Below are 18,643 nucleotides of genomic sequence, written 5' to 3'. Positions count from 1 at the left end.
CAACGGATTCGCTGTTTCCTTGGCTGTCAGGTCTCTCAAACCCGATACTCCCTTGTAAGTGGGCGCGCCTAGACCGCGTTCGCCATGCTGCGGGGCAGGCCACAATAGTCAGGATGTTTCAGCCAGGTGTCGGCACTTCCCGTCCCGGCACCTGCACCACACGCAGCTCGTCGGTATCCAACTGCAAAGCAGTCAGTTTTCCGCCCCAGACAGCGCCGGTATCGATCGCATGGATGCCATGGCCAATCATCAGGCCCAATGTCGACCAATGTCCGCAGACGATTTTCAGTTCACGCTGCACGCGGCCTGGAACTTCGTACCAGGGATAGAGGCCCTGCGCCTGCGTCCCGGGGGCGCCTTTTTCCTCGATGGCCATGCGCCCGCGCGGGGTGCAATAACGCATGCGGGTAAACAAGTTGATGATGGCGCGCGAGCGCTCGTAGCCGGACAGGTTGGGCGACCAGCTCGGCTTGTCGCCGTACATGTTGCGAAACAGTTTGCGATAGCCGTTGCCATGCAGCTGTTGCTCGACTTCACGCGCGTAGCGCTCCGCCAGGCTGATGCTCCATTTCGGCGCAAGACCGGCGTGGACCATCATCCATCCTAGTTGCCGATCGGCGTGCAGCAGTTTCTGCATGCGCAGCCAATCCAGCAATTCGCGCGCATCATCGGCGAAGACCACTCGCTGCAGGTCGGGGTTCACCTTGCGCTGTTCGTCCGGGGTTCGTTCGCCGACGGCCAGCAAGGAAAGATCATGGTTGCCCAGCACCACCACACTGTGCTCGCGCAGCGAGCGCACCAAGCGCAGGGTTTCCAGTGACTGACCGCCGCGATTGACCAGATCACCGCAGAACCAAAGCCTGTCCGCGGCCGGGTCGAAACGGATCCGTTCCAGTAACCGCTGGGTGACGTCGTAGCAACCCTGCAGGTCGCCGATTGCCCAGACCGCCATCAGTGCAGCGTCCGTGGGATGGACAGTGTGAACTGGGGGATTGGCGCATCGAAGCGTGTGCCATCGTCGGCCAGCATGTCGTAGCTTCCTTGCATGGTTCCCAGGGAGGTTTCCAGTACCGCACCAGAGGTGTATTTGAAATCCTCGCCCGGACGCAGCCAAGGTTGCTCGCCCACCACGCCTTCGCCGTCCACTTCCTGCACCTTGCCGTTGGCATCCGTGACAGTCCAATGGCGTCCCAGCAGCCTGGCGCCAACCCGGCCGCTATTGCGGATGCGGATGGTATAGGAGAAAACGTAGCGCCCTTCCTCGGGCGCGGATTGATCGGCGAGGAAACGGGTGGCTACGTCGATATCGATGGCGTAGTCGGCGTCGTTCATGGCGACAGTTTATGCAAAAGCGGCAATTTGTGTAGGAAATGCGCTTACCGACATTGCCATTGGCGACGGATACGTGCGCATCATGTGAGTGGAGCAGGTACCCATGCGCCTCGCCTCGCCTTGGCGACGCGGCACTCAACTTGTTTGAATGCCTTTCCTTTCCCCCTTGAATCATGTGGTGCAAGGATAGGACTGCGACTGAACTCACTCTGCTGGGGGCAGATTGGCCAGGCGTATGAAACCGGCCACTTCCACTTGTTCGGCGCGGGCATCCGGGCGCAAACCGGCAGCTTCGATCTGCTCGACGTCGCACACGCTTGAAAGCGCATTACGTAATGTCTTGCGGCGTTGGCCGAACGCCGCACGCACGACTTCGGTGAAACGCTGAGGCGCTTGGACGCCGATACTGTCCGGATCGCGTGGCACCAGGCGCACGACCGCTGAATCGACCTTCGGCGGTGGCCGGAAGGCGCCCGGCGGCACCACGAACAAGGGGGTCACCGCACAGTACGCCTGCAGCATGACGCTGAGGCGGCCATAGACCTTGCTGCCTGGCTCGGCTGCCATGCGGTCCACCACTTCCTTCTGCAGCATGAAAACCATGTCGCGGATGACGGCTGCGTGTTCGATGGCATGGAAAAGAATGGGTGACGACAGGTTGTACGGCAGGTTGCCGACCAGCCGCAGTTTGTCTTCGCCAGCCGCCAGCTTGGTGAAATCCACTGCCAGCACATCCTTGTGGATGATCGTCAGGCGGCCAACTCCCTCCGATGATTCCATCAGCGGCGTGATCAGGTCCCTATCGAACTCGATGGCGGTCAGTTCGCCATGCTTTCTCAGCAGCGGCAGCGTAATGGCGCCCTGGCCCGGCCCGATCTCGACCAACCGGTCGCCGGGCTTGGGATTCACCGCCAGCACGATCTTGTCGATGTAGCTGCGATCGGTCAGGAAGTGCTGGCCTAGCGATTTCTTGGGCGGTGCTTTGAAGTGGGACATGGATGGGAGCCGGGAATGGGAATAGGGAATCGGAACGGCGAGATCGCCACGCGGAATGAGCAGCTCGTTCCGCGCGATCCTCGCTTCAAGCCTTGAGCATGGCGAACCCGCAGATGCCAGTGAAGTTCACTCCCATTCCCCATTCTCCATTCCCGATTCCCGCTTCCGCATACGCCTCTTCGCCATCGCGGCACATATCCCCACCGCGGCAAACAAGCTCGATGGATCGGCCAAACCCTTGCCCGCCAGTTCCAAGGCGGTGCCGTGGTCGACCGCGACGCGGGGGTAGGGCAGGCCAAGGGTCAGGTTCACGGCCTGCTCGAAACCGCTGTACTTGAGTACTGGCAAGCCCTGGTCGTGATACATCGCCAATACGGCATCGAAACCTTTCAGTTTTTGCGGCAGGAAAGCCGTGTCGGCCGGCAACGGCCCAACCAGGTGCATGCCTTCGGCCGATAGGCGTTGCAGCACCGGTGCGATGACATCGATCTCTTCGCGTCCCAAGTGTCCGGCTTCGCCCGCGTGAGGGTTCAACCCCAGCACGGCGATGATGGGAGCATCAATGCCGAAATCGTTGCGCAGAGCAGCATGCGTGATACCCAGGACGCGCGCCAAGCTGTCTGCCGTGAGGGCATCAGGCACTTCGCGCAACGGCAGGTGGGTGGTTGCCAGTGCGACACGGACGATGTCGTTGGCGAGCATCATCACCACGTCACAGCCTGCGCGCTGCGCAAGCAGTTCGGTGGTGCCTGTGTAGGAAATGCCGCCAGCATTGATGGCCGCCTTGTGAACGGGCCCGGTAACAAGGCCGTCCAGTTCACCGTGCAGGCAAGCGTCGGAAGCTTGATTCAGCGCCGTGATGACCGCAGCGGCGTTGCTGGGATCGGTCTGGCCGAAACGAGTGGGAACGGCATTGGCCACCACCCGGATCGCCAGATCGCCGGGGGTGTTGGCGGGCTCGTCTTCGCCAAGCAATCTCAGCGGCAATTCCAGGGACGCGGCTGCGGCGAGAAGCGTGTCGGGGTCGCCAAACGCGAGCAACCGACAATCATCACGTGGCTGTTGTGCGAGCCGGACGCAGAGTTCGGGCCCAATACCCGCCGGCTCGCCGGGGACCAGCGCGAGCCGGGGTTTCATGATGCTCAGCTGCCTTTGTTGGCAGCGTCGCCTTCGGTGCGATCGCCGCTGCGGAAGTTGACGTAGGCTTCGCCGCGCAACTCCTGCAGATAGCGGTTGTACTCGTCTTCGGCCTTGCGGCGACCGATCGTTTCGCGAATTTGCGCGCGCTGATTGGTGCTGGTGACGTCGGTCTGGCGGGTGCCGACGCGCTGCACGATATGCCAGCCGGCATCGGTGCGGAACGGTGCGGTGACCTGACCGTCATTGACGCTGGAAACCTGCTTGCCGAAATCCGGGCCGTAGGCGTCTGCCGGGAACCAGCCCAGGTCGCCACCTTCATTGCGGCTGTTGGGGTCTTCGGAAGCTTCCTTGGCGACTTCGACGAAATCCGTGCCGCCGGCGATGCGCGCGCGCAAGGTATCGATCTTGGCCTTGGCCGCCGCGCTGTCCTGCACGTCCGTGACCCGGATCAGGATATGGCGTGCGTTGAACTCAGTGACGGTCTTCGCGGCGGCCTGCGACGCATCACGTACTTCCACCAGTTTCAACAGCTGGAATCCGCTCGGGCCTCGCAACGGGCCGACGACCTGTCCAGCCGACATGTCCTTGAGCATCTGGGAGAAGGCGACCGGAATTTCATCCAGGGTCCGCCAGCCAAGATCGCCGCCTTCCAGCGCGTTCGGGCTGTCGGAATACCGCACCGCCGCTGCCGAAAAATCGAGTTCCCCCTTGTCGATCAGCGCCTTGACGCCGGCGATCTTTTGCTCGCCGGTAGCGATCTGCTCGGCGGTGGCGCCTTCCGGGAGTCCCACCAAAATGTGGGCCAGGTGGTACTGGGAACCGCTGCTGGTCTGCGCCGCCAGGGCGGCGTCGACTTCGCTCTCGCTGACCTGCACGCGGCTTTGCGCATAACTCTGACGCAAGCGTTGAACGACGATCTCGTCGCGAAGCGAATTGCGGAAGTCGCCGAACGACATGCCGTCGGCCTCAAGCCGCTGGCGCAGGCCGTCCACGGTGGTGCCGTTCTGCTGGGCGACGCTGGCGACGGCGTTGTTCAGTTCCTGATCGCTGACGCGGATGCCGCTTTCATTGGCGCGTGCTACCTGCAGCTTGACCAGCACCAGCCGCTCCAGGACCTGGCGTTCCAGCACATTGCGCGGCGGCAACTGTTCGGGCCGGTTGGCATACTGGCCGAGCACGTTCTGCACCGCGCGGTCCAGTTCGCTTTGCAGGATCACGTCTTCGTTGACAACCGCGGCAATGCGGTCGAGCGGCTGCAGCGACTGAGCGAATATCGGCGAGATAGTCGCGGCGGCGAGCAGGCCGGCCACGAGGAAACGGAGGGACTTCATTTTCATGGGATTGGATCCGGAGCGTAATTGTCGTCGTCGTCCGGGTCGCGCGAGGTGTTGCTCGGCGGGACGAGATATAGGTCGTCTCGGTAGTAGCCGAGAATACCACGGCGCAAGGTGCGCTCCGTATTCTGGCCAGCCGAACCGAGACCTTTGAGAATGAACTCGACCTGGATCGAGTTGTTCATATCGCCTTCGCGATTGCGCACGTAGCGGCGTACCACCGCGCGCACGGCCAGGCAGCAGCTATCCCACTGCACGCCGGCGATGCCTTCCAGCAAGCTATCGGTTTCCAGCGAGCGGTAGTAGCGGCCGACCACACTCCAGGACGGCGTAACCGGGTACAGGAAGGAGAAGTCGGCTTCTTCCAGCAGGTCCCGGCGCTTGCGATAGGCCAGGTTGACCACGCCATCGTCGCCGATCAGGTAGCGGGCGCGCGTGCTGATCAGGTTCTCGCGGCGAATCTTCGGGTCCCATTGATACGAGGCGCCAATGGTCCAGCGATCGGTTGGCGCATACGTGGTATCCGCGACCCAGGCCGATTTGCCTTGTTCGATCGGAATTTCGCCAGGCGTGGTCGTGACCCGGCTGTCGTCGAAATAGATGATCTGGCCAATGCTGGCAGACAGGCGCTCGAAGCCGTCGGACTGGCGCAGGAAGCGCGTGCTGAGCGCCAGGGTGAGCTGGTTGGCGTCGGTCTGCCGGTCGGGGCCCGAATAGCGATTGTCACGGAACAGCTGCCCCCAGCTGAAAGTGAAGGGGCGAGTGTCGAACAACGGAATGCCGTCCTGTTCCCGATATGGCGCATTGAGGTAGAACAGGCGCGGTTCCAGCGTATGCAGGTATCGGCTGCCCTTGATCTCGGTTTCCCGGTCGAAATACAGGCCGGCGTCGAGCGAGGCGATGGGCAGGCTGCGGCTGGGCGATGCGTCGCGGAACTGGGCGAGCATTTCCGGGGTGACCTGGTCCGGCTCGATACCGTAGCCCAGCGCTGCGCGTTCCCTGGCATCTCCATCCAGCCGGTACTGAGTATGTCGCCAAGCGAGGGTTGGGGTGACATACCAGGCAGCGCCCTGCAGTGGCATCGTAACGAAGGGCTTGACGTCGAGACGATCGCCGCCCGGCTTCTCGTTATGCTGGAAGTGAACCGCCTCGACATTCACGCCTGCGGACAGCCAGCGGCCGAATGGCTTTTCGCCATTGGCGTAGATGCGCGGCAAGCGGTTGTACGGCAGGTTGAATTCGCTGCTCAGGTAATCAGACAACTGCCAACTGTCGGCCATGATGCCGGCGCTCCAGTGCTCGCCAGCGCCGTACAGGCCAGCGGTACTGGTGATCGACGTGGCTGAAAGCCCGTACAGCGCGTTGCTGAAGTCCTCGGTATAGCGGGCGTCGCTGATCCAGGTCAGATTTGCCTGCGCCTGCCAGTTACGGTTGAGATTGTGGACGCCAGCGAAGCCGAATACGCCGCGGCTGTCGTCTGGATCCGGATTATTAGGGTTGACAGGGTTGTTGTAGCTTGGTTCCTTTGCGCGATCCTTCAGCAGATCGTCGCTTTGCATCCACTCGCCCTTGAATATGCCTCGTCCGCCCTCGTACAGATAACGGAACTCGCCGCCGAGCTGTATGCCGCGGTTGGTCATGATGCGCGGCGAGATGGTGGCGTCGTAGTTCGGCGCAAGATTCAGGTAAATGGGCTGCTTGTAGTCGAAACCATTGCGGCCGGACTGGCCGATGGCCGGGTACAGGAGGCCCGTGTGGCGGCGGTCGTCGATCGGAAACTTCAGCCACGGAACGTACATCACCGGGATCTTGCCTATGCGGATCGTGGCACCACGGGCCACGCCCCAGCCTTTGTCGGTATTCACGTCGATCCGGCGGGAGCGCAATTCCCAGCGCCGATCCTCGGGATCGCAGGTGGAGTATGTGGAGTGCAGCAACTCGCCCTCGGGGCCTTTCAAGTTGATGCGATCGGCGCCGCCGTTGCCGCGGCGTGACACCAACTGGTAACGCACGTTGTCGATCTGGTGCGAGTCGGCGCTTTGATCGCCCCTGGCACTGTCGGCGATTACGCGCAGGCCGGCATCCTGGTAGCGCACGTGGCCGTCTGCCACGTAGGTATCTTTTTCCTGGTCGTATTTCAGATTGTCCGCACCCAGGAACTGGTCGCCACGGACCAGCGCGACATCGCCGCTGTATTCCAGGTTCGACTCGGTGCCGCCCAGTGCGTTGCCTTCAATGGAGGTGGGCTGCTCGGCGCGCTGGTCGCGCTGCGCCTGCGCGGTGCCCGGCGCCGGCTTCGGCGCCTCGCTAAAGACAGGAATTACGTCCTGCACAGGGCATAGTGCCCAGCTCTCGGGCTTGTCGTCGGCCGCCATCGCCGGCAGACATAGGGCGATACTGAACGGCAACGGTAGCAGGCGAAGGACTGGACGCACGCGATGCAGGGCTCCATCAAATTCAGGGTCAAAATCGGCCGCTAGCTTGCCGTATCCCATGGATGCGGGCAATGAAAACCGCCGGCTGGTGTGGGGCCTGGTTCAGCGTACGCATTTTCTCAGAACTTGCTCATGATCCGTCGCGAACGAAGGCGGGCGGCTCGCGAGCTGGCTCTCAGCTTATCGGAGTTCGTCCACGTGCGCGGCACTGCACTCGCGCAATGCCTCCAGGTCGTAGCCACCTTCCAGCATCGAGACCACCCGTCCTGCCGCGTGCCGGCGGGCGAGGCTGCGCAGCTGGCGGGTCAGCCAGGCAAAGTCCTGGGTTTCCAGCATCAGGTCGGCCAACGGGTCGCGCATGTGCGCATCGAAGCCGGCCGAGATCAGCAACAGCTGCGGCTTGAAGTCATCCAGCGCGGGCAGCAGTTCGTCCGCCCAGGTATTCTGGAAGCGGAATCCGCCACTGCCCGGTGGCAGCAGCGCGTTGAACATATTGCCCACGCCGCGCTCGTACGGCGCACCGCTGTTGGGATAGATACCCGATTCGTGGGTGCTGAAATAGGCCACTCGTGGATCGTTGGCGAAGATGGCTTGGGTGCCATTGCCATGGTGCACATCGAAATCGACGATGGCCACTCGCTCCAGGCCGTGCTTTTCGCACGCGTGGGCAGCGGCGATGGCGATGTTGTTGAACAGGCAAAACCCCATGGCCGTGCCGCTGGTAGCGTGATGCCCAGGGGGGCGTACGGCACAGAAAGCGGTCGAAGCGTCACCCTTCATCACAGCATCGACGGCGGCCACGCCCGCGCCCGCGGCATACAACGCGGCGGTGCGCGACGCCGGCACCATCACCGTGTCCGGATCCAGCATCCGGTATCCCTGGAAGTCGCCTTCCAGCACCGCCTGTATCAGCGTCTCGTCGTGGACACGGCGCAGATCGCCTAGCTTGACCGCCGGCGCCTCGCGCCAATCCAGGTCGCCATGCGCGGCGCGCAACGACTCCAGTACCGCTTCCAAGCGCGCCGGCCGTTCCGGGTGTTGGGGGCCGGGATCATGGGCCAGGCACGCAGGATGGGTAAAGATGATCACGTCAGCTGTGCCGGCGTTGGTGGTTCCAGAGCACTTCGCCGTGCCCGTCCGCCCGCGCCAGTACACGTGCCAGAACGAAGAGCAGATCGGAAAGGCGGTTGAGATAGCGGATGGCTTCGGGGCGTACTGCTTCGTGCCGCGACAGCGCGACGGTCTCGCGCTCGGCGCGGCGCACGATGGTGCGCGCCAAATGGCAACGCGCCGCGGCTTCGCCTCCGGCCGGCAGGATGAAGTCCTTCAGCGCCGGCAAGGGGTCGTTGTAATGATCCAACTGGACTTCTAGCGCATCCACATCGGCGGCGGTGATGGCCGCATGGCCGGGAATGCACAGCTCACCGCCCAGGTCGAACATCTGATGCTGCACGGTGGTCAGCAATGCGCGGATGTCTTCGGGCACATTGGCCGCCGCCAGCACGACACCAATGGCGGAGTTGGCCTCATCCACCGTGCCGTACGCGTCGACCCGCGCCGAGTCCTTGCCGACGCGGCTGCCGTCGCCCAGCCCGGTGCTGCCGTCATCGCCGGTGCGGGTGTAGATCTTGGAAAGACGGTTGCCCATCGGCCCAGGTCCAGGTTCCGTGTGCGGCTCAGCGCCTGGCGTTGGCCCAGGCTTGCAAGCGTGCGGTTTGCTGCACACCGACATGGACGATGACCGCAAGGCCGACATAGATCGCCGTCACACGCAGGTAGGAAGGAAACCAGTCGCTGTAGTTCTTCCACCAGCCGGCGACGGTAGGCGCTGTCACGACGTCGCTGATCCAATAAAAGCTGGCTTGGCTGAGTAGATGGCAGACCGCGACGGCGCCAACCAGGCTGGCGACCAGCGTAGCCAGCGACTTGCCATCGCTACCTTTGTAGAAGCGTCGGACCAGCAGGCCGCCGGCCCACAGCGAAAAGTACGCTGGCAGCAGGAACCAGTAAGCGGGCGAGACGCAGTAATGGGTCCAGAAGTTGAGGCCTTGACCGCTGATTACGACGTAATCCACCAATACCGCCACCGCCATCAGCAGCGGGAAGGCCCAGCGAGTCCAGGCGCGCAAGTAGAAACCGGCGATGAAGAACACCGCCCACGATGCATCCGGTATGGGTCCGAAATGGGTGAGCGAAGCGGGAAGATTGAGCCTGCTGGCCACCAGCAGCAAGGTGAGCAAGGCAAGAATGATGGCGCGCTGGGTGTTGCTGTTCATGTGCGGTTTCCAGGAACTCAGGCTGCCATTCTAGCTGAGGCCGGCCGCCGCGCGTTGCCGGGATGCCACCGCCGGGAGGGCCGGGGAACGAGCCGGTATCATGGCGCCATGATTGAACCGCATGACGTGTTGATAGTAGGTGGCGGCTTGGTAGGCGCCAGCTTGGCGATCGCCTTGGATCGCCTGGGCCTGGACGTGGGCTTGGTGGAAGCGACCCCGGCCGGAGAAATGCCAGCGGTATTCGACCAGCGCAATCTCAGCTTCGCTGCGGCTACGGTCAACGCACTCACCGCTTTGGGTGTCATGGCCAAGCTGCGCGCGCCGGCCGGACCGATCCGCTGCATCCACATCAGCCGGCAGGGCGATTTTGGCCGGGTCAAGCTGGATGCGTCCGAATACGGGCGCGACAGCTTCGGTCAGGTCGTCGTGGCGCGGGATTTTGGCGATGCCCTGGAAGCGCGGCTGGACGAACTATCCGGTCTGACACGTTACCGGCCCGCGCGCTTCGTCGGTTTCGAATCTGTCGGAGATCAGCTCCGTCAGGTTCGCATCGTCGACGCTAACGGCGAACGCACATTGCGTGCGCGTCTGGTGGTCGCCGCCGACGGCACCCGCAGTGGAGTGCGTGAAGCAATGGGGATCCCCGCCGACGAGCACGATTATCGACAGACTTTGTTCGTCGCCCGGGTGCGTGCCGATCGCGTCCCGGATGGCACTGCCTACGAGCGTTTCTGCAACGATGGCCCCACCGCGCTGCTGCCGCGTGGAGACCGCCATTTCGGGGTGGTGCATGCCGTCGCCGGTGAGCAGGCCGATGCTGTCGCGGCGTTGGACGATGCTGCCTGGCTGGCGCGTATCCAGAAGATCTTCGGCTGGCGCGTAGGTCGTTTGCTCTCCAGCGGTCCGCGCAGCGCCTACCCCATCGTGCGCGTGGTCGCGCGGCGTATTCACGCCGATCGCACGGTCCTGTTGGGCAACGCCGCACAGACCATTCACCCGATCGGCGCACAGGGCTTCAACCTGGGTTTGCGCGACGCGCTGACGCTGGCGGAAATGGTGCAGCCAGGTGGTGATCCCGGCGATGCCGCCGCACTTTCCGCCTACACCGCCCGGCGTGCGGAGGATCGTCAGCGGACGCTGGATTTTTCCGATGGGTTGGCGCGGGTGACCGCCAATGCCGTGCCGTTGTTGCGTCCTTTGCGCAGCCTCGGATTGCTGGCCGCCGATGCATCGCCTTCGTTGCAGTCGTTGTTGGTGGGTGGCGCGATGGGTTTCCGTGGCGATGTGCCGGCGCTTTGCCGGGAGAGCGCGGCATGAACCGGCGCGGACAAATCGATATCGCGATAGTAGGCGGCGGCGTGGTTGGAAGTGCTTGCGCGCTGGCGTTGTCGCAACTGGGGCTGGAAGTCGCGTTGGTCGAAGGGCGTGAACCGCCGCGCTGGTCGGCAGCCAAGCCTGACCTGCGCGTGTATGCCTTTGCGTCGGATAATGCCGCGTTGCTCGAAGGCGTCGGTGTGTGGGCGGCAGTGCGCGATGCGCGCGCGCAGGCTTACCGGGGCATGCGGGTATGGGATGCGGCAGGCGGCGGCGAATTGAAGTTCGACGCCGACGCGCTGGGCCGCGCGCAGCTGGGCTGGATCGTGGAAAACGATCTGTTGGTCGATCGCTTATGGGCGGCTCTGTCGGCCGCCGGTGTGCGGATGCACTGTCCGGCACGGGTGGAGGCCATGGAGCAGGACGAACAAGGGGTTCGTCTGCGCCTGGACGACGGCGGAAAGCTGGATGCGCGGTTGGCGATCGCGGCCGATGGCGCCGAATCCACGCTACGCCGGCTGGCAGGTCTTGGCGTGTCGGAGCATGACTATGCGCAGCGCGGCGTGGTGGCTTTTGTCGAAACCGAGCGTCCGCATGAAGAAACTGCGTGGCAGCGCTTCCTTCCGACCGGGCCGCTGGCCTTCCTGCCTTTCACGCAAGGCCGCAGTTCCATTGTCTGGACGCTGCCGGACGACGAAGCCCAGCGAATCCTGGCATTGGATGAAGCCGCCTTCGATCGCGAACTGACCCTCGCGTTCGCGGGACGACTGGGCCAGGTGCGAGCGGTGTCGCAGCGTGCGGCGTTTCCCCTGCGCCGCCGCTTGGTCGACCAATATGTCAGCGGCCGCGTGCTGGTGATTGGAGATGCGGCGCACGTCGTCCACCCGCTGGCGGGGCAGGGTGTGAATCTGGGATTGCGCGACGTCGCGGGTTTGCGTGACGCCATGCGCGATGCCCAAGCCAAGCGCGCCGATTGGAGCGCTCCGCACCGTTTGGCGCGCTGGTCGCGGCAGCGGCGCAGCGAAAATACGGCAGCTGCATACGCGTTCGATACGATCAACCGTGTATTTTCCAATGATGAAATGCATGCCACCCTGCTGCGGGGTGGCGTGCTGGGTTTGGCCGGCCGGTTGCCGCCATTGGTTAATGCCTTCTGGCGACACGCTTCCGGCACATAGGTGGCAACAGGCGCCAGCACTCCCCCTTACATCGGTGGCGTTCCATGGATCGTAGTCACGTAGCGCGTCGCAGTCCGATCAAAACCATCGCCGGCGTGGGATTAGCTGGCGTTACTACGCCGCTGTGGTCGAAGCAAACCACCAGGAAACGTTTAGGCGTGGCGCTGGTCGGCCTGGGGTACTACAGCCGCGAACAGCTGGCGCCAGCGCTGCAGCTTACCCGGCATTGCCATCTCGCAGGCATCGTGACCGGTTCGCCAGATAAGGCCGTGGAATGGCAAAAGCGTTATCGCGTCGTCGACAAGAACATCTACGACTACGACAGTTTCAAGAACATAGTCGACAACGACGATATCGACGTTGTCTACATCGCGACGCCCAACCATCTGCACAAACCGCTCACGCTGGCCGCCGCCGCGGCCGGCAAGCACGTCTGGTGCGAGAAGCCGATGGCGATGAATGCCGCCGAAGCGCAATCGATGATCGATGCCTGCCAGCAGCACCGCGTACAACTGGCCATTGGTTATCGCATGCAGCACGAACCCAATACGCGGCGCATCATTGGGTTCGCACGAGAAAAACCATACGGAAGTATCAAGAGTATCCGGGCAGAGGCGGGGTTCAAGGGCTTCAATGAAGGTTGGAGTGATGCTTGGCGCTTGGATCCAGCGCGTGGCGGTGGCGCGATGTACGACATGGGCGTGTACGCCTTGAATGCCGCCCGTTACATCTCGGGCGAGGAGCCCGTGGCGGTGACCGCCACCCAGGCAGTTCACCGTCCCGACATCTTTCGTGGCGTGGATGAAGCCATGCGTTTTCGTCTGGAATTTCCGAGCGGCATCACCGCCGAATGTTCGACCAGTCTCGGTGCGGACATGAATCTTCTGCACACCGACTGCGAACGCGGTTGGTATGAACTGTCGCCTTTCCAGTCCTATGACGGCATCCAAGGCCGCACCAGCAGCGGCGAGATACTGGACGTGCACGTGCCGAACCAGCAGGCGCGGCAGATGGATGACGATGCGCTGTCCATTCTCAACGGAACCGCGCCGCTGGTGCCGGGTGAGGAAGGCCTGCGCGACATGCGGGTGATCGATGCGATCTTTGCTTCAATGCGCAGTGGTAAGCGTGTGCAGGTGTCGGCAGTGTAATAACGTAGAGCGGAGCTTGCTCCGCTGCTTCTAAGCAGATACCTACTGGTCTCGAAAAAAAAAGCAGCGGAGCAAGCTCCGCTCTACGAGTCACCCCGGGATAAAGGGAAATACGATCTTCAGCAATCCCTTCAAGGCGCCCTCGGCGGTGCTGGCGATCGCTTTGGCGCCCAGACTATTGAGCGCATTGCGCGCATCTTGCCAGCGCAACTTGGTGACGTCTCTTTTCAGAAGATCAGCCACTTCTTCCGACGTGGGGGCGAGTTTCTTGAGCTCAGCCGTGATGGCAGCGGGATCTTTCTGCAGATACCCCCAGCGTTCAGCGATGGTCAGCAGCGTGTCGAACCGCACCGCAACGACATCGCGGTTGCGCTCATAGACCGGCAACGCACCGACATCGAGAATGGCTTGCTCGAATTGCTGCTGGTCGTCAGGGTGCTCGATACGAACGGCCAGGAATCCCTCCTTGCGGGCACGTTCGCTGACATGTTTCGCACCGGCACGCAGGTTGGCTTCCGTCAACACCGTGGCCACGATGCGTTGCAGGGCGGCGTCGTGCTCCTCCGGCACCAGTGCGCGCCAGCGGGCGTAGCCGTCGCGGCGCAGCGCCTTGACCTTGGCCGGCGTGACGCGCAACTTGCCGGCCACGGTGAAGTTGGATTCGCCGCGCTCAATGGCGCCGTCGCGCTCCAGCAAAACGAAGATCAGCAGCTCCAAGTCGCGCTTGGTCAGTGACTGGAATCCTTGCAGCAACGTCAGCCGAAGGAATTCATTGCCGAAGCCGGCGGGGTCTTTGAGTTCGATCGGCAGCATGACGGCCTCCTGGTCCGGGAAGCATAGTGCCACCTCCGGTTTGCAGGGAGTGAGATCGCCTGTGCGGTCGGTCCCAAATGCGTCCGATCGTGGGAAGCGGTCCCGCCGCTCCTATAGGGTGGGAAGGCTCAGCGCACCAGCGCGAATACCGCAAGGGCAAAGGACAGCCCTGCTATGGTCGCGGCGATTACCGCCGCTCGTTCAGAGCGCTTGGACTGCCGTTCCAATCTTTCCGCGCCCAACTGCAGAACCTCGATGGTCTTCTGCATGTCGGTCGCCAGCAGTTTGATCGAATCGGCGTTCTGCGTCGCCGCGTTCTGCAGTTCGGCGATCTGTTCGTTCAACACATCCAGCCGAAGTTTTTCAGTGTTGACATCGCGCACCGGCGTACGGGTGAACATGGGACGCGCAAGCCGAATGATCTCGGGCAGGTAGGGTGCAACGATGGTGATCCAACTGGCGGCCATGGGGGTCTCCGCAATGTGATTGAGTTCAATGATCGACTGTCGTAGGAGCGCCGTCCTCGGCGCGAGCTCTTCCCGTCAGATCGCGGTGGAAGCGGAGAGCTCGCGCCGAGGACGGCGCTCCTACAAAAGCGATAAGAGCATCGATCATCGCGAGGTGGCGAATACGGTGATCTCTTCGCGATCGTGATACAGCTGTTTGGCGCGCACGACCAATGGCTTGCCGGCTTGCTCTTCGAGCAAGTCCAAACACAGCCGCGTTTCGTCCCAGCGCTTCTTCATCGGCAGCTTGAGATTGAAGATGGCATGCCGGCACCAGCCTTCGCGGAACCAAGCGGCCATGCGCTCGGCGACACGGCGCGGTTGCTCCACCATGTCGCAGACCATCCAGTCCAGTCTCTGCGCCGGCTTCCAATGAAAACCATCCGCACGCAGGTGTTCGACCAGACCGGTGTCCATCACATGCTGGCGCAGAGGCCCGTTGTCTACCGACGTGACGCGCAGGTGATGGCGCGTCAGCACCCAGGTCCATCCGCCGGGCGCGGCGCCCAGGTCTGCAGCGGTCATGCCTGGCTTCAGCAACGTACTGCGCTCGTCCGAATCCAATAGGCTCAGCAGTGCTTCCTCCAGCTTCAGTGCCGAGCGCGAAGGTGCGTCCGGCAACAGCTTGAGCCGCGGAATGCCAAGCGGCCAAGGCGCGCTGTCGCTGGGGATGCTGCTGGCGAGAAAGGCGTGGTCGCCATCGACGAACACCACATGCAGCCGGGGCAGGCGCAGGTTTTCCTTATCGGTCAGCAGACCACGTTTGCGCAGGGCAGGCCGTAGTGCGTTACCGAAGCTGCGTGCCAAACCCGCCAAGGGCTTGGCGACATCCGAATCCGGGTGTTCCACCCATAAGTCACCAAATCTGCCGCCACCGCCCAGCGCCTCCAGCATCGGCGTGATGCGGTCCTTGGGATCCAATCCCCGCAGTTCCGCGATCAGGCGCAAGCTCTGCCGGGCGAAGATCAGATCGCGCCAGGGCAGGGCGCGTTGCAGCGCTTCGCCGTCGTCGCCAATCAGTACGGCATAGCCGTCATTGCGGCCGGCCTTGGCATAACCTGGGATACCGGCCAACGCGGCACGCTCGGTCAGCTCGGCGGCCAGTTCGGGTTCGAAGCCCTGGCGGCAATAGCAGAGCAGGCCGGTCATGGCGCCCGCCTATCGCCGGTAGCAGCGGCGTCCCGCCGCGAGCTCTTCCGCCAGATCGCGATAGAACAAAAAGCTCGCGCCGAGACGGCGCTCCCACAAGGCTGAAGTGCGTCAATAACGATCACCGCCCATCTCGCCATAGGCACGCAGCACGGCGCGCGCTTCATCGCGACACAGATCGCGGATCACTTCGATACCGCGCTTGTTCAATTCGCCTATCCAATCGGCCGGTAGTGGGCCTTCGTCGAACTCGGTCAGCGTCATCACGTCTTCCGCACGCGCGCCGATGAGCAGGCGGTCGATGCCCGCCCACACCGTGGCGCCATAGCACTGGCAGCACGGCTGGGAGGAGGTCGCCAGCGTGATAGGCGCGATGCGCTCATTCAGGCGCGGCGTCTGCAGGCGCTGTTGCGCCAGCATATAGGCCATATTTTCAGCATGCGCCAGCGAGCAGGTGTGTGGCATCACGCGGTTGACGCCAATCGAGATCACCCGATGATCGGGCGCGAAAACCACCGCGCCGAACGGTCCGCCGCTCGCGGCTTCCACGTTGCGGCGGGAAAGTTCGATCGCCAGGGCCACCTTGTCTTCGTCGCTGGAGTAAGCGCGCGAAAGATCGATGGCGTCATGCGTCCACGCGGGCAGCGTCAGATGGACTTGCGCATGCAGCATCAGTTCACCTGGACCGGACGGGTGCTGCCGGATTGCTCGGATTCGCAGCGGCCGCTCACGCACTGGCAGGATGAAATTTCCTGGAACCCGCATATACCCATCTGGCCGCTGGCGGCGCATTGCGCACGGACTGCCTGGGGATCGGTGGGGCTGTCCTTGTTGACGCAAGCGGGCATCGTGCCGCAGCAGTTGCCGACGTCCTTCACCGCGCAGTCGTTGTTGCTGCGGCAGCTGTAGTCGACCGTGACGGGTTGTGAAACCTGACGTGGCGGATGAGGCGTGCTGGTTGGCGGCGCCGGCTTGGACCCAGTTTCTGCGGCACCGGAATCCGTGGCGGGGGACACCGAAGCAGGTGCGGCGCAGGCAGCCAGCATCCACGTGGCCAAACTGAGGATCAACGCTAAGCGGCGCATGGCGGGCTTCCTTTCGATGTGGGATGTGGGGCAGCTTACTCAGGACGCGCCGAAGACGCACGGCGCTACGCGAATAGCGCCGCATGTCGGTTTGGAACCCGTCAGTTCAGGCCTTCGTTGACCAGGTATCGCGCAAGGTCACGCTGCGGTTGAACACCGGGCGATCGCCGTGGTGATCGTGGCGGTCTGCAACGAAATAACCGATCCGTTCGAACTGGAACGACTGCTCCGGCGTAGCCGCGGCGGCAGCGGGCTCCACGTAACCCTGCACGGTCTTGCGGGATTCAGGATTCAGGTAATCGTGGTAAGTCTTGCCTTCGGATTCGTCGTCCGGATCGGCCACGGTGAACAGGCGGTCGTACAGGCGGATTTCCGCAGGCACGGCATGCGAAGCGCTGACCCAGTGGATGGTGCCCTTGATCTTGCGTTCGGCGCCGGCCATGCCGGGACGTGACTCAGGGTCCAGCCAGCCGCGCAGTTCGACGATCTGGCCGGCGTCGTTCTTGATCACTTCATCGCAACGCACGATGCCGGCGCCGCGCAGACGCACTTCGCCACCAGGAATCAGGCGCTTGAAACCCTTGGGTGGCACCTCCTCGAAATCCTCGCGCTCGATCCACAGCTCGCGCGAAAAAGGGATGTCGCGTTTGCCAAAGGTTTCGTCCTTGGGATGATTGGAGAACGTCAGGGTTTCTTCGTGGCCTTCCTGCAGATTGGCGAGCACCAGTTTCAGCGGATCGACCACGGCCATGCGGCGTGGCGCGGCGGCGTCCAGGTCTTCACGCAAGGCGCCCTCCAGCACGCTGAAATCGATCAGCGAATTCTGCTTGCTGATGCCCACGCGGTCGACGAACAGGCGCATCGCCGACGGCGTATAGCCACGGCGGCGCAAACCCTGCAAGGTCGGCATGCGCGGGTCGTCCCAGCCGTCGACCAGGCCATCGTTGACCAGCGCCATCAGCTTGCGCTTGCTCATCACCGTGAAGTTGATGTTCAGTCGCGAGAATTCGATCTGGCGAGGCTTGGCGGCTTCCTTCGGCAGGCCTTTTTCCAGCAGCGGCCGTACTAGCTCCGAGTCGCCGGTCAGGTCCACGTTGTCAACGCACCAGTCGTACAGCGGGCGGTGGTCTTCGAATTCCAACGTGCAGAGAGAATGGGTGATGCCTTCGACCGCATCGCCCAACGCATGTGCGAAGTCGTACATCGGATAGATCGGCCAGGCATTGCCGGTGTTCTGGTGTTCGACGTGCTTGATGCGGTACAACGCCGGATCGCGCAGGTTGATGTTGCCGCTGGCCATGTCGATCTTGGCGCGCAACGTGCGTGCGCCATCGGGGAATTCGCCCGCACGCATGCGGCGGAACAGGTCCAGGTTTTCTTCCACGCTGCGGTCGCGGTAAGGCGAATTGCGGCCGGGCTCGGTCAGGGTGCCGCGGTATTCGCGCACCTGCTCGGCACTCAGGTCGCAGACGAAGGCCTTGCCATCGCGGATCAGTTTTTCCGCAGCCAGGTAATACACCTCGAAATAATCCGACGCATGGCGGAGCGAGTGCCATTCGAAGCCCAGCCAGCGCACGTCGTCCTGGATGGCCGCGACGTATTCGGGGTCTTCCTTGGCGGGATTGGTGTCGTCGAAACGCAGGTTGCAGACGCCGCCGAACTCGCCGGCGATGCCGAAGTTCAGGCAGATCGACTTGGCGTGGCCAATATGCAGATAGCCGTTGGGCTCTGGCGGGAAACGGGTCTTGACGGCGTGGTGCTTGCCGTTGGACAGGTCGTCGCGGACGATCTGGCGAATGAAGTCCCTTTTTTCCGGAGTTTCGTCGATGGCGGCGGGATGAGAGGTATCGGACATGCGTTCGGGCAACTGCGCGGGGGCAAACCGCAAGTTTAGCTGAGCTGGCGCTGGCTCTGGTCTATCCTGAGCGCCCCTT

Annotated in this window: 17 protein-coding genes and 1 pseudogene; 4 read left to right on the top strand and 14 right to left on the bottom strand. The window is 63.0% G+C overall.

Going from position 1 to position 18,643, the window contains the following annotated elements; all coding sequences use genetic code 11:
• Window positions 1-130: 130 nt before the first annotated feature.
• The 9 genes and pseudogenes from AADW18_RS10050 to AADW18_RS10010 form a co-directional block, all read right to left on the bottom strand.
• Window positions 131-952 (bottom strand): annotated as a pseudogene (locus AADW18_RS10050) (symmetrical bis(5'-nucleosyl)-tetraphosphatase); the annotation flags it as partial.
• Window positions 952-1,332 carry a Co2+/Mg2+ efflux protein ApaG gene (gene apaG / locus AADW18_RS10045; RefSeq protein WP_337343225.1) on the bottom strand — a complete coding sequence of 127 codons (381 nt, stop codon included), beginning with the start codon at window positions 1,330-1,332 and terminating at the stop codon, window positions 952-954. The pseudogene AADW18_RS10050 and the gene apaG, both read right to left, overlap by 1 nt.
• A gap of 204 nt (window positions 1,333-1,536) precedes the next feature.
• On the bottom strand, window positions 1,537-2,328 hold the full coding sequence (gene rsmA / locus AADW18_RS10040) for a 16S rRNA (adenine(1518)-N(6)/adenine(1519)-N(6))-dimethyltransferase RsmA (RefSeq protein WP_337343224.1): 792 nt from the start codon (window positions 2,326-2,328) through the stop codon (window positions 1,537-1,539).
• Between the two features lie 126 nt (window positions 2,329-2,454).
• Complete coding sequence (pdxA, locus tag AADW18_RS10035) at window positions 2,455-3,465, bottom strand: 4-hydroxythreonine-4-phosphate dehydrogenase PdxA (RefSeq protein ID WP_337343223.1); 1,011 nt, start codon at window positions 3,463-3,465, stop codon at window positions 2,455-2,457.
• Between the two features lie 5 nt (window positions 3,466-3,470).
• A complete protein-coding gene (locus AADW18_RS10030) occupies window positions 3,471-4,799 on the bottom strand; it encodes a peptidylprolyl isomerase (RefSeq protein ID WP_337343308.1) in 1,329 nt (442 codons plus the stop codon).
• 2 nt (window positions 4,800-4,801) lie between these two features.
• Window positions 4,802-7,237, bottom strand: coding sequence for an LPS assembly protein LptD (gene lptD, locus AADW18_RS10025; protein WP_337343222.1), 2,436 nt, complete (start codon window positions 7,235-7,237; stop codon window positions 4,802-4,804).
• A gap of 180 nt (window positions 7,238-7,417) precedes the next feature.
• Window positions 7,418-8,326 (bottom strand): histone deacetylase family protein, encoded by a 909-nt coding sequence (locus tag AADW18_RS10020; RefSeq protein WP_337343221.1) that lies wholly within the window; start codon window positions 8,324-8,326, stop codon window positions 7,418-7,420.
• A 1-nt stretch (window position 8,327) separates the two neighbouring features.
• Window positions 8,328-8,885 carry a cob(I)yrinic acid a,c-diamide adenosyltransferase gene (locus AADW18_RS10015; protein ID WP_337343220.1) on the bottom strand — a complete coding sequence of 186 codons (558 nt, stop codon included), beginning with the start codon at window positions 8,883-8,885 and terminating at the stop codon, window positions 8,328-8,330.
• 28 nt (window positions 8,886-8,913) lie between these two features.
• Entirely contained in the window at window positions 8,914-9,513 is a 600-nt protein-coding gene (locus AADW18_RS10010) for a hypothetical protein (protein WP_337343219.1), read from the bottom strand.
• A 108-nt stretch (window positions 9,514-9,621) separates the two neighbouring features.
• Between AADW18_RS10010 and ubiH the strand changes: the two genes are divergently transcribed.
• Genes ubiH through AADW18_RS09995 form a run of 3 tightly spaced genes read left to right on the top strand, consistent with a single transcriptional unit; the run spans window position 9,622 to window position 13,156 of the window.
• Window positions 9,622-10,830 (top strand): 2-octaprenyl-6-methoxyphenyl hydroxylase, encoded by a 1,209-nt coding sequence (ubiH, locus tag AADW18_RS10005; protein ID WP_337343218.1) that lies wholly within the window; start codon window positions 9,622-9,624, stop codon window positions 10,828-10,830.
• Complete coding sequence (locus AADW18_RS10000) at window positions 10,827-12,005, top strand: UbiH/UbiF family hydroxylase (RefSeq protein WP_337343217.1); 1,179 nt, start codon at window positions 10,827-10,829, stop codon at window positions 12,003-12,005. Before ubiH ends, AADW18_RS10000 begins: the two co-directional genes overlap by 4 nt.
• A gap of 44 nt (window positions 12,006-12,049) precedes the next feature.
• Window positions 12,050-13,156, top strand: coding sequence for a Gfo/Idh/MocA family oxidoreductase (locus AADW18_RS09995; RefSeq protein WP_337343216.1), 1,107 nt, complete (start codon window positions 12,050-12,052; stop codon window positions 13,154-13,156).
• Between the two features lie 90 nt (window positions 13,157-13,246).
• Here AADW18_RS09995 and AADW18_RS09990 read toward each other — a convergent pair whose 3' ends face one another.
• From AADW18_RS09990 to AADW18_RS09975, 4 genes are all read right to left on the bottom strand, one after another.
• Window positions 13,247-13,969, bottom strand: a complete 723-nt coding sequence (locus AADW18_RS09990) for a hypothetical protein (protein ID WP_337343215.1) — start codon at window positions 13,967-13,969, stop codon at window positions 13,247-13,249.
• A 128-nt stretch (window positions 13,970-14,097) separates the two neighbouring features.
• Window positions 14,098-14,436 (bottom strand): hypothetical protein, encoded by a 339-nt coding sequence (locus tag AADW18_RS09985; RefSeq protein ID WP_337343214.1) that lies wholly within the window; start codon window positions 14,434-14,436, stop codon window positions 14,098-14,100.
• Window positions 14,437-14,580: 144 nt separating this feature from the next.
• On the bottom strand, window positions 14,581-15,624 hold the full coding sequence (rlmM, locus tag AADW18_RS09980) for a 23S rRNA (cytidine(2498)-2'-O)-methyltransferase RlmM (protein WP_337343213.1): 1,044 nt from the start codon (window positions 15,622-15,624) through the stop codon (window positions 14,581-14,583).
• Between the two features lie 111 nt (window positions 15,625-15,735).
• Window positions 15,736-16,296 carry a nucleoside deaminase gene (locus AADW18_RS09975; RefSeq protein ID WP_337343212.1) on the bottom strand — a complete coding sequence of 187 codons (561 nt, stop codon included), beginning with the start codon at window positions 16,294-16,296 and terminating at the stop codon, window positions 15,736-15,738.
• Between AADW18_RS09975 and AADW18_RS09970 the strand changes: the two genes are divergently transcribed.
• Window positions 16,288-16,533 (top strand): hypothetical protein, encoded by a 246-nt coding sequence (locus AADW18_RS09970; RefSeq protein WP_337343211.1) that lies wholly within the window; start codon window positions 16,288-16,290, stop codon window positions 16,531-16,533. The genes AADW18_RS09975 and AADW18_RS09970 overlap by 9 nt on opposite strands.
• A gap of 282 nt (window positions 16,534-16,815) precedes the next feature.
• Here AADW18_RS09970 and AADW18_RS09965 read toward each other — a convergent pair whose 3' ends face one another.
• Complete coding sequence (locus tag AADW18_RS09965; protein WP_337343210.1) at window positions 16,816-18,564, bottom strand: glutamine--tRNA ligase/YqeY domain fusion protein; 1,749 nt, start codon at window positions 18,562-18,564, stop codon at window positions 16,816-16,818.
• Window positions 18,565-18,643: the final 79 nt, after the last annotated feature.

Origin of the sequence: Pseudoxanthomonas sp. CCNWLY206-1 (assembly GCF_039710385.1) — a bacterium.
Taxonomy (GTDB): domain Bacteria; phylum Pseudomonadota; class Gammaproteobacteria; order Xanthomonadales; family Xanthomonadaceae; genus Pseudoxanthomonas_A.
Note: the sequence above shows the minus strand (reverse complement) of the source record. Positions and strands in the feature narration are given on the sequence as shown.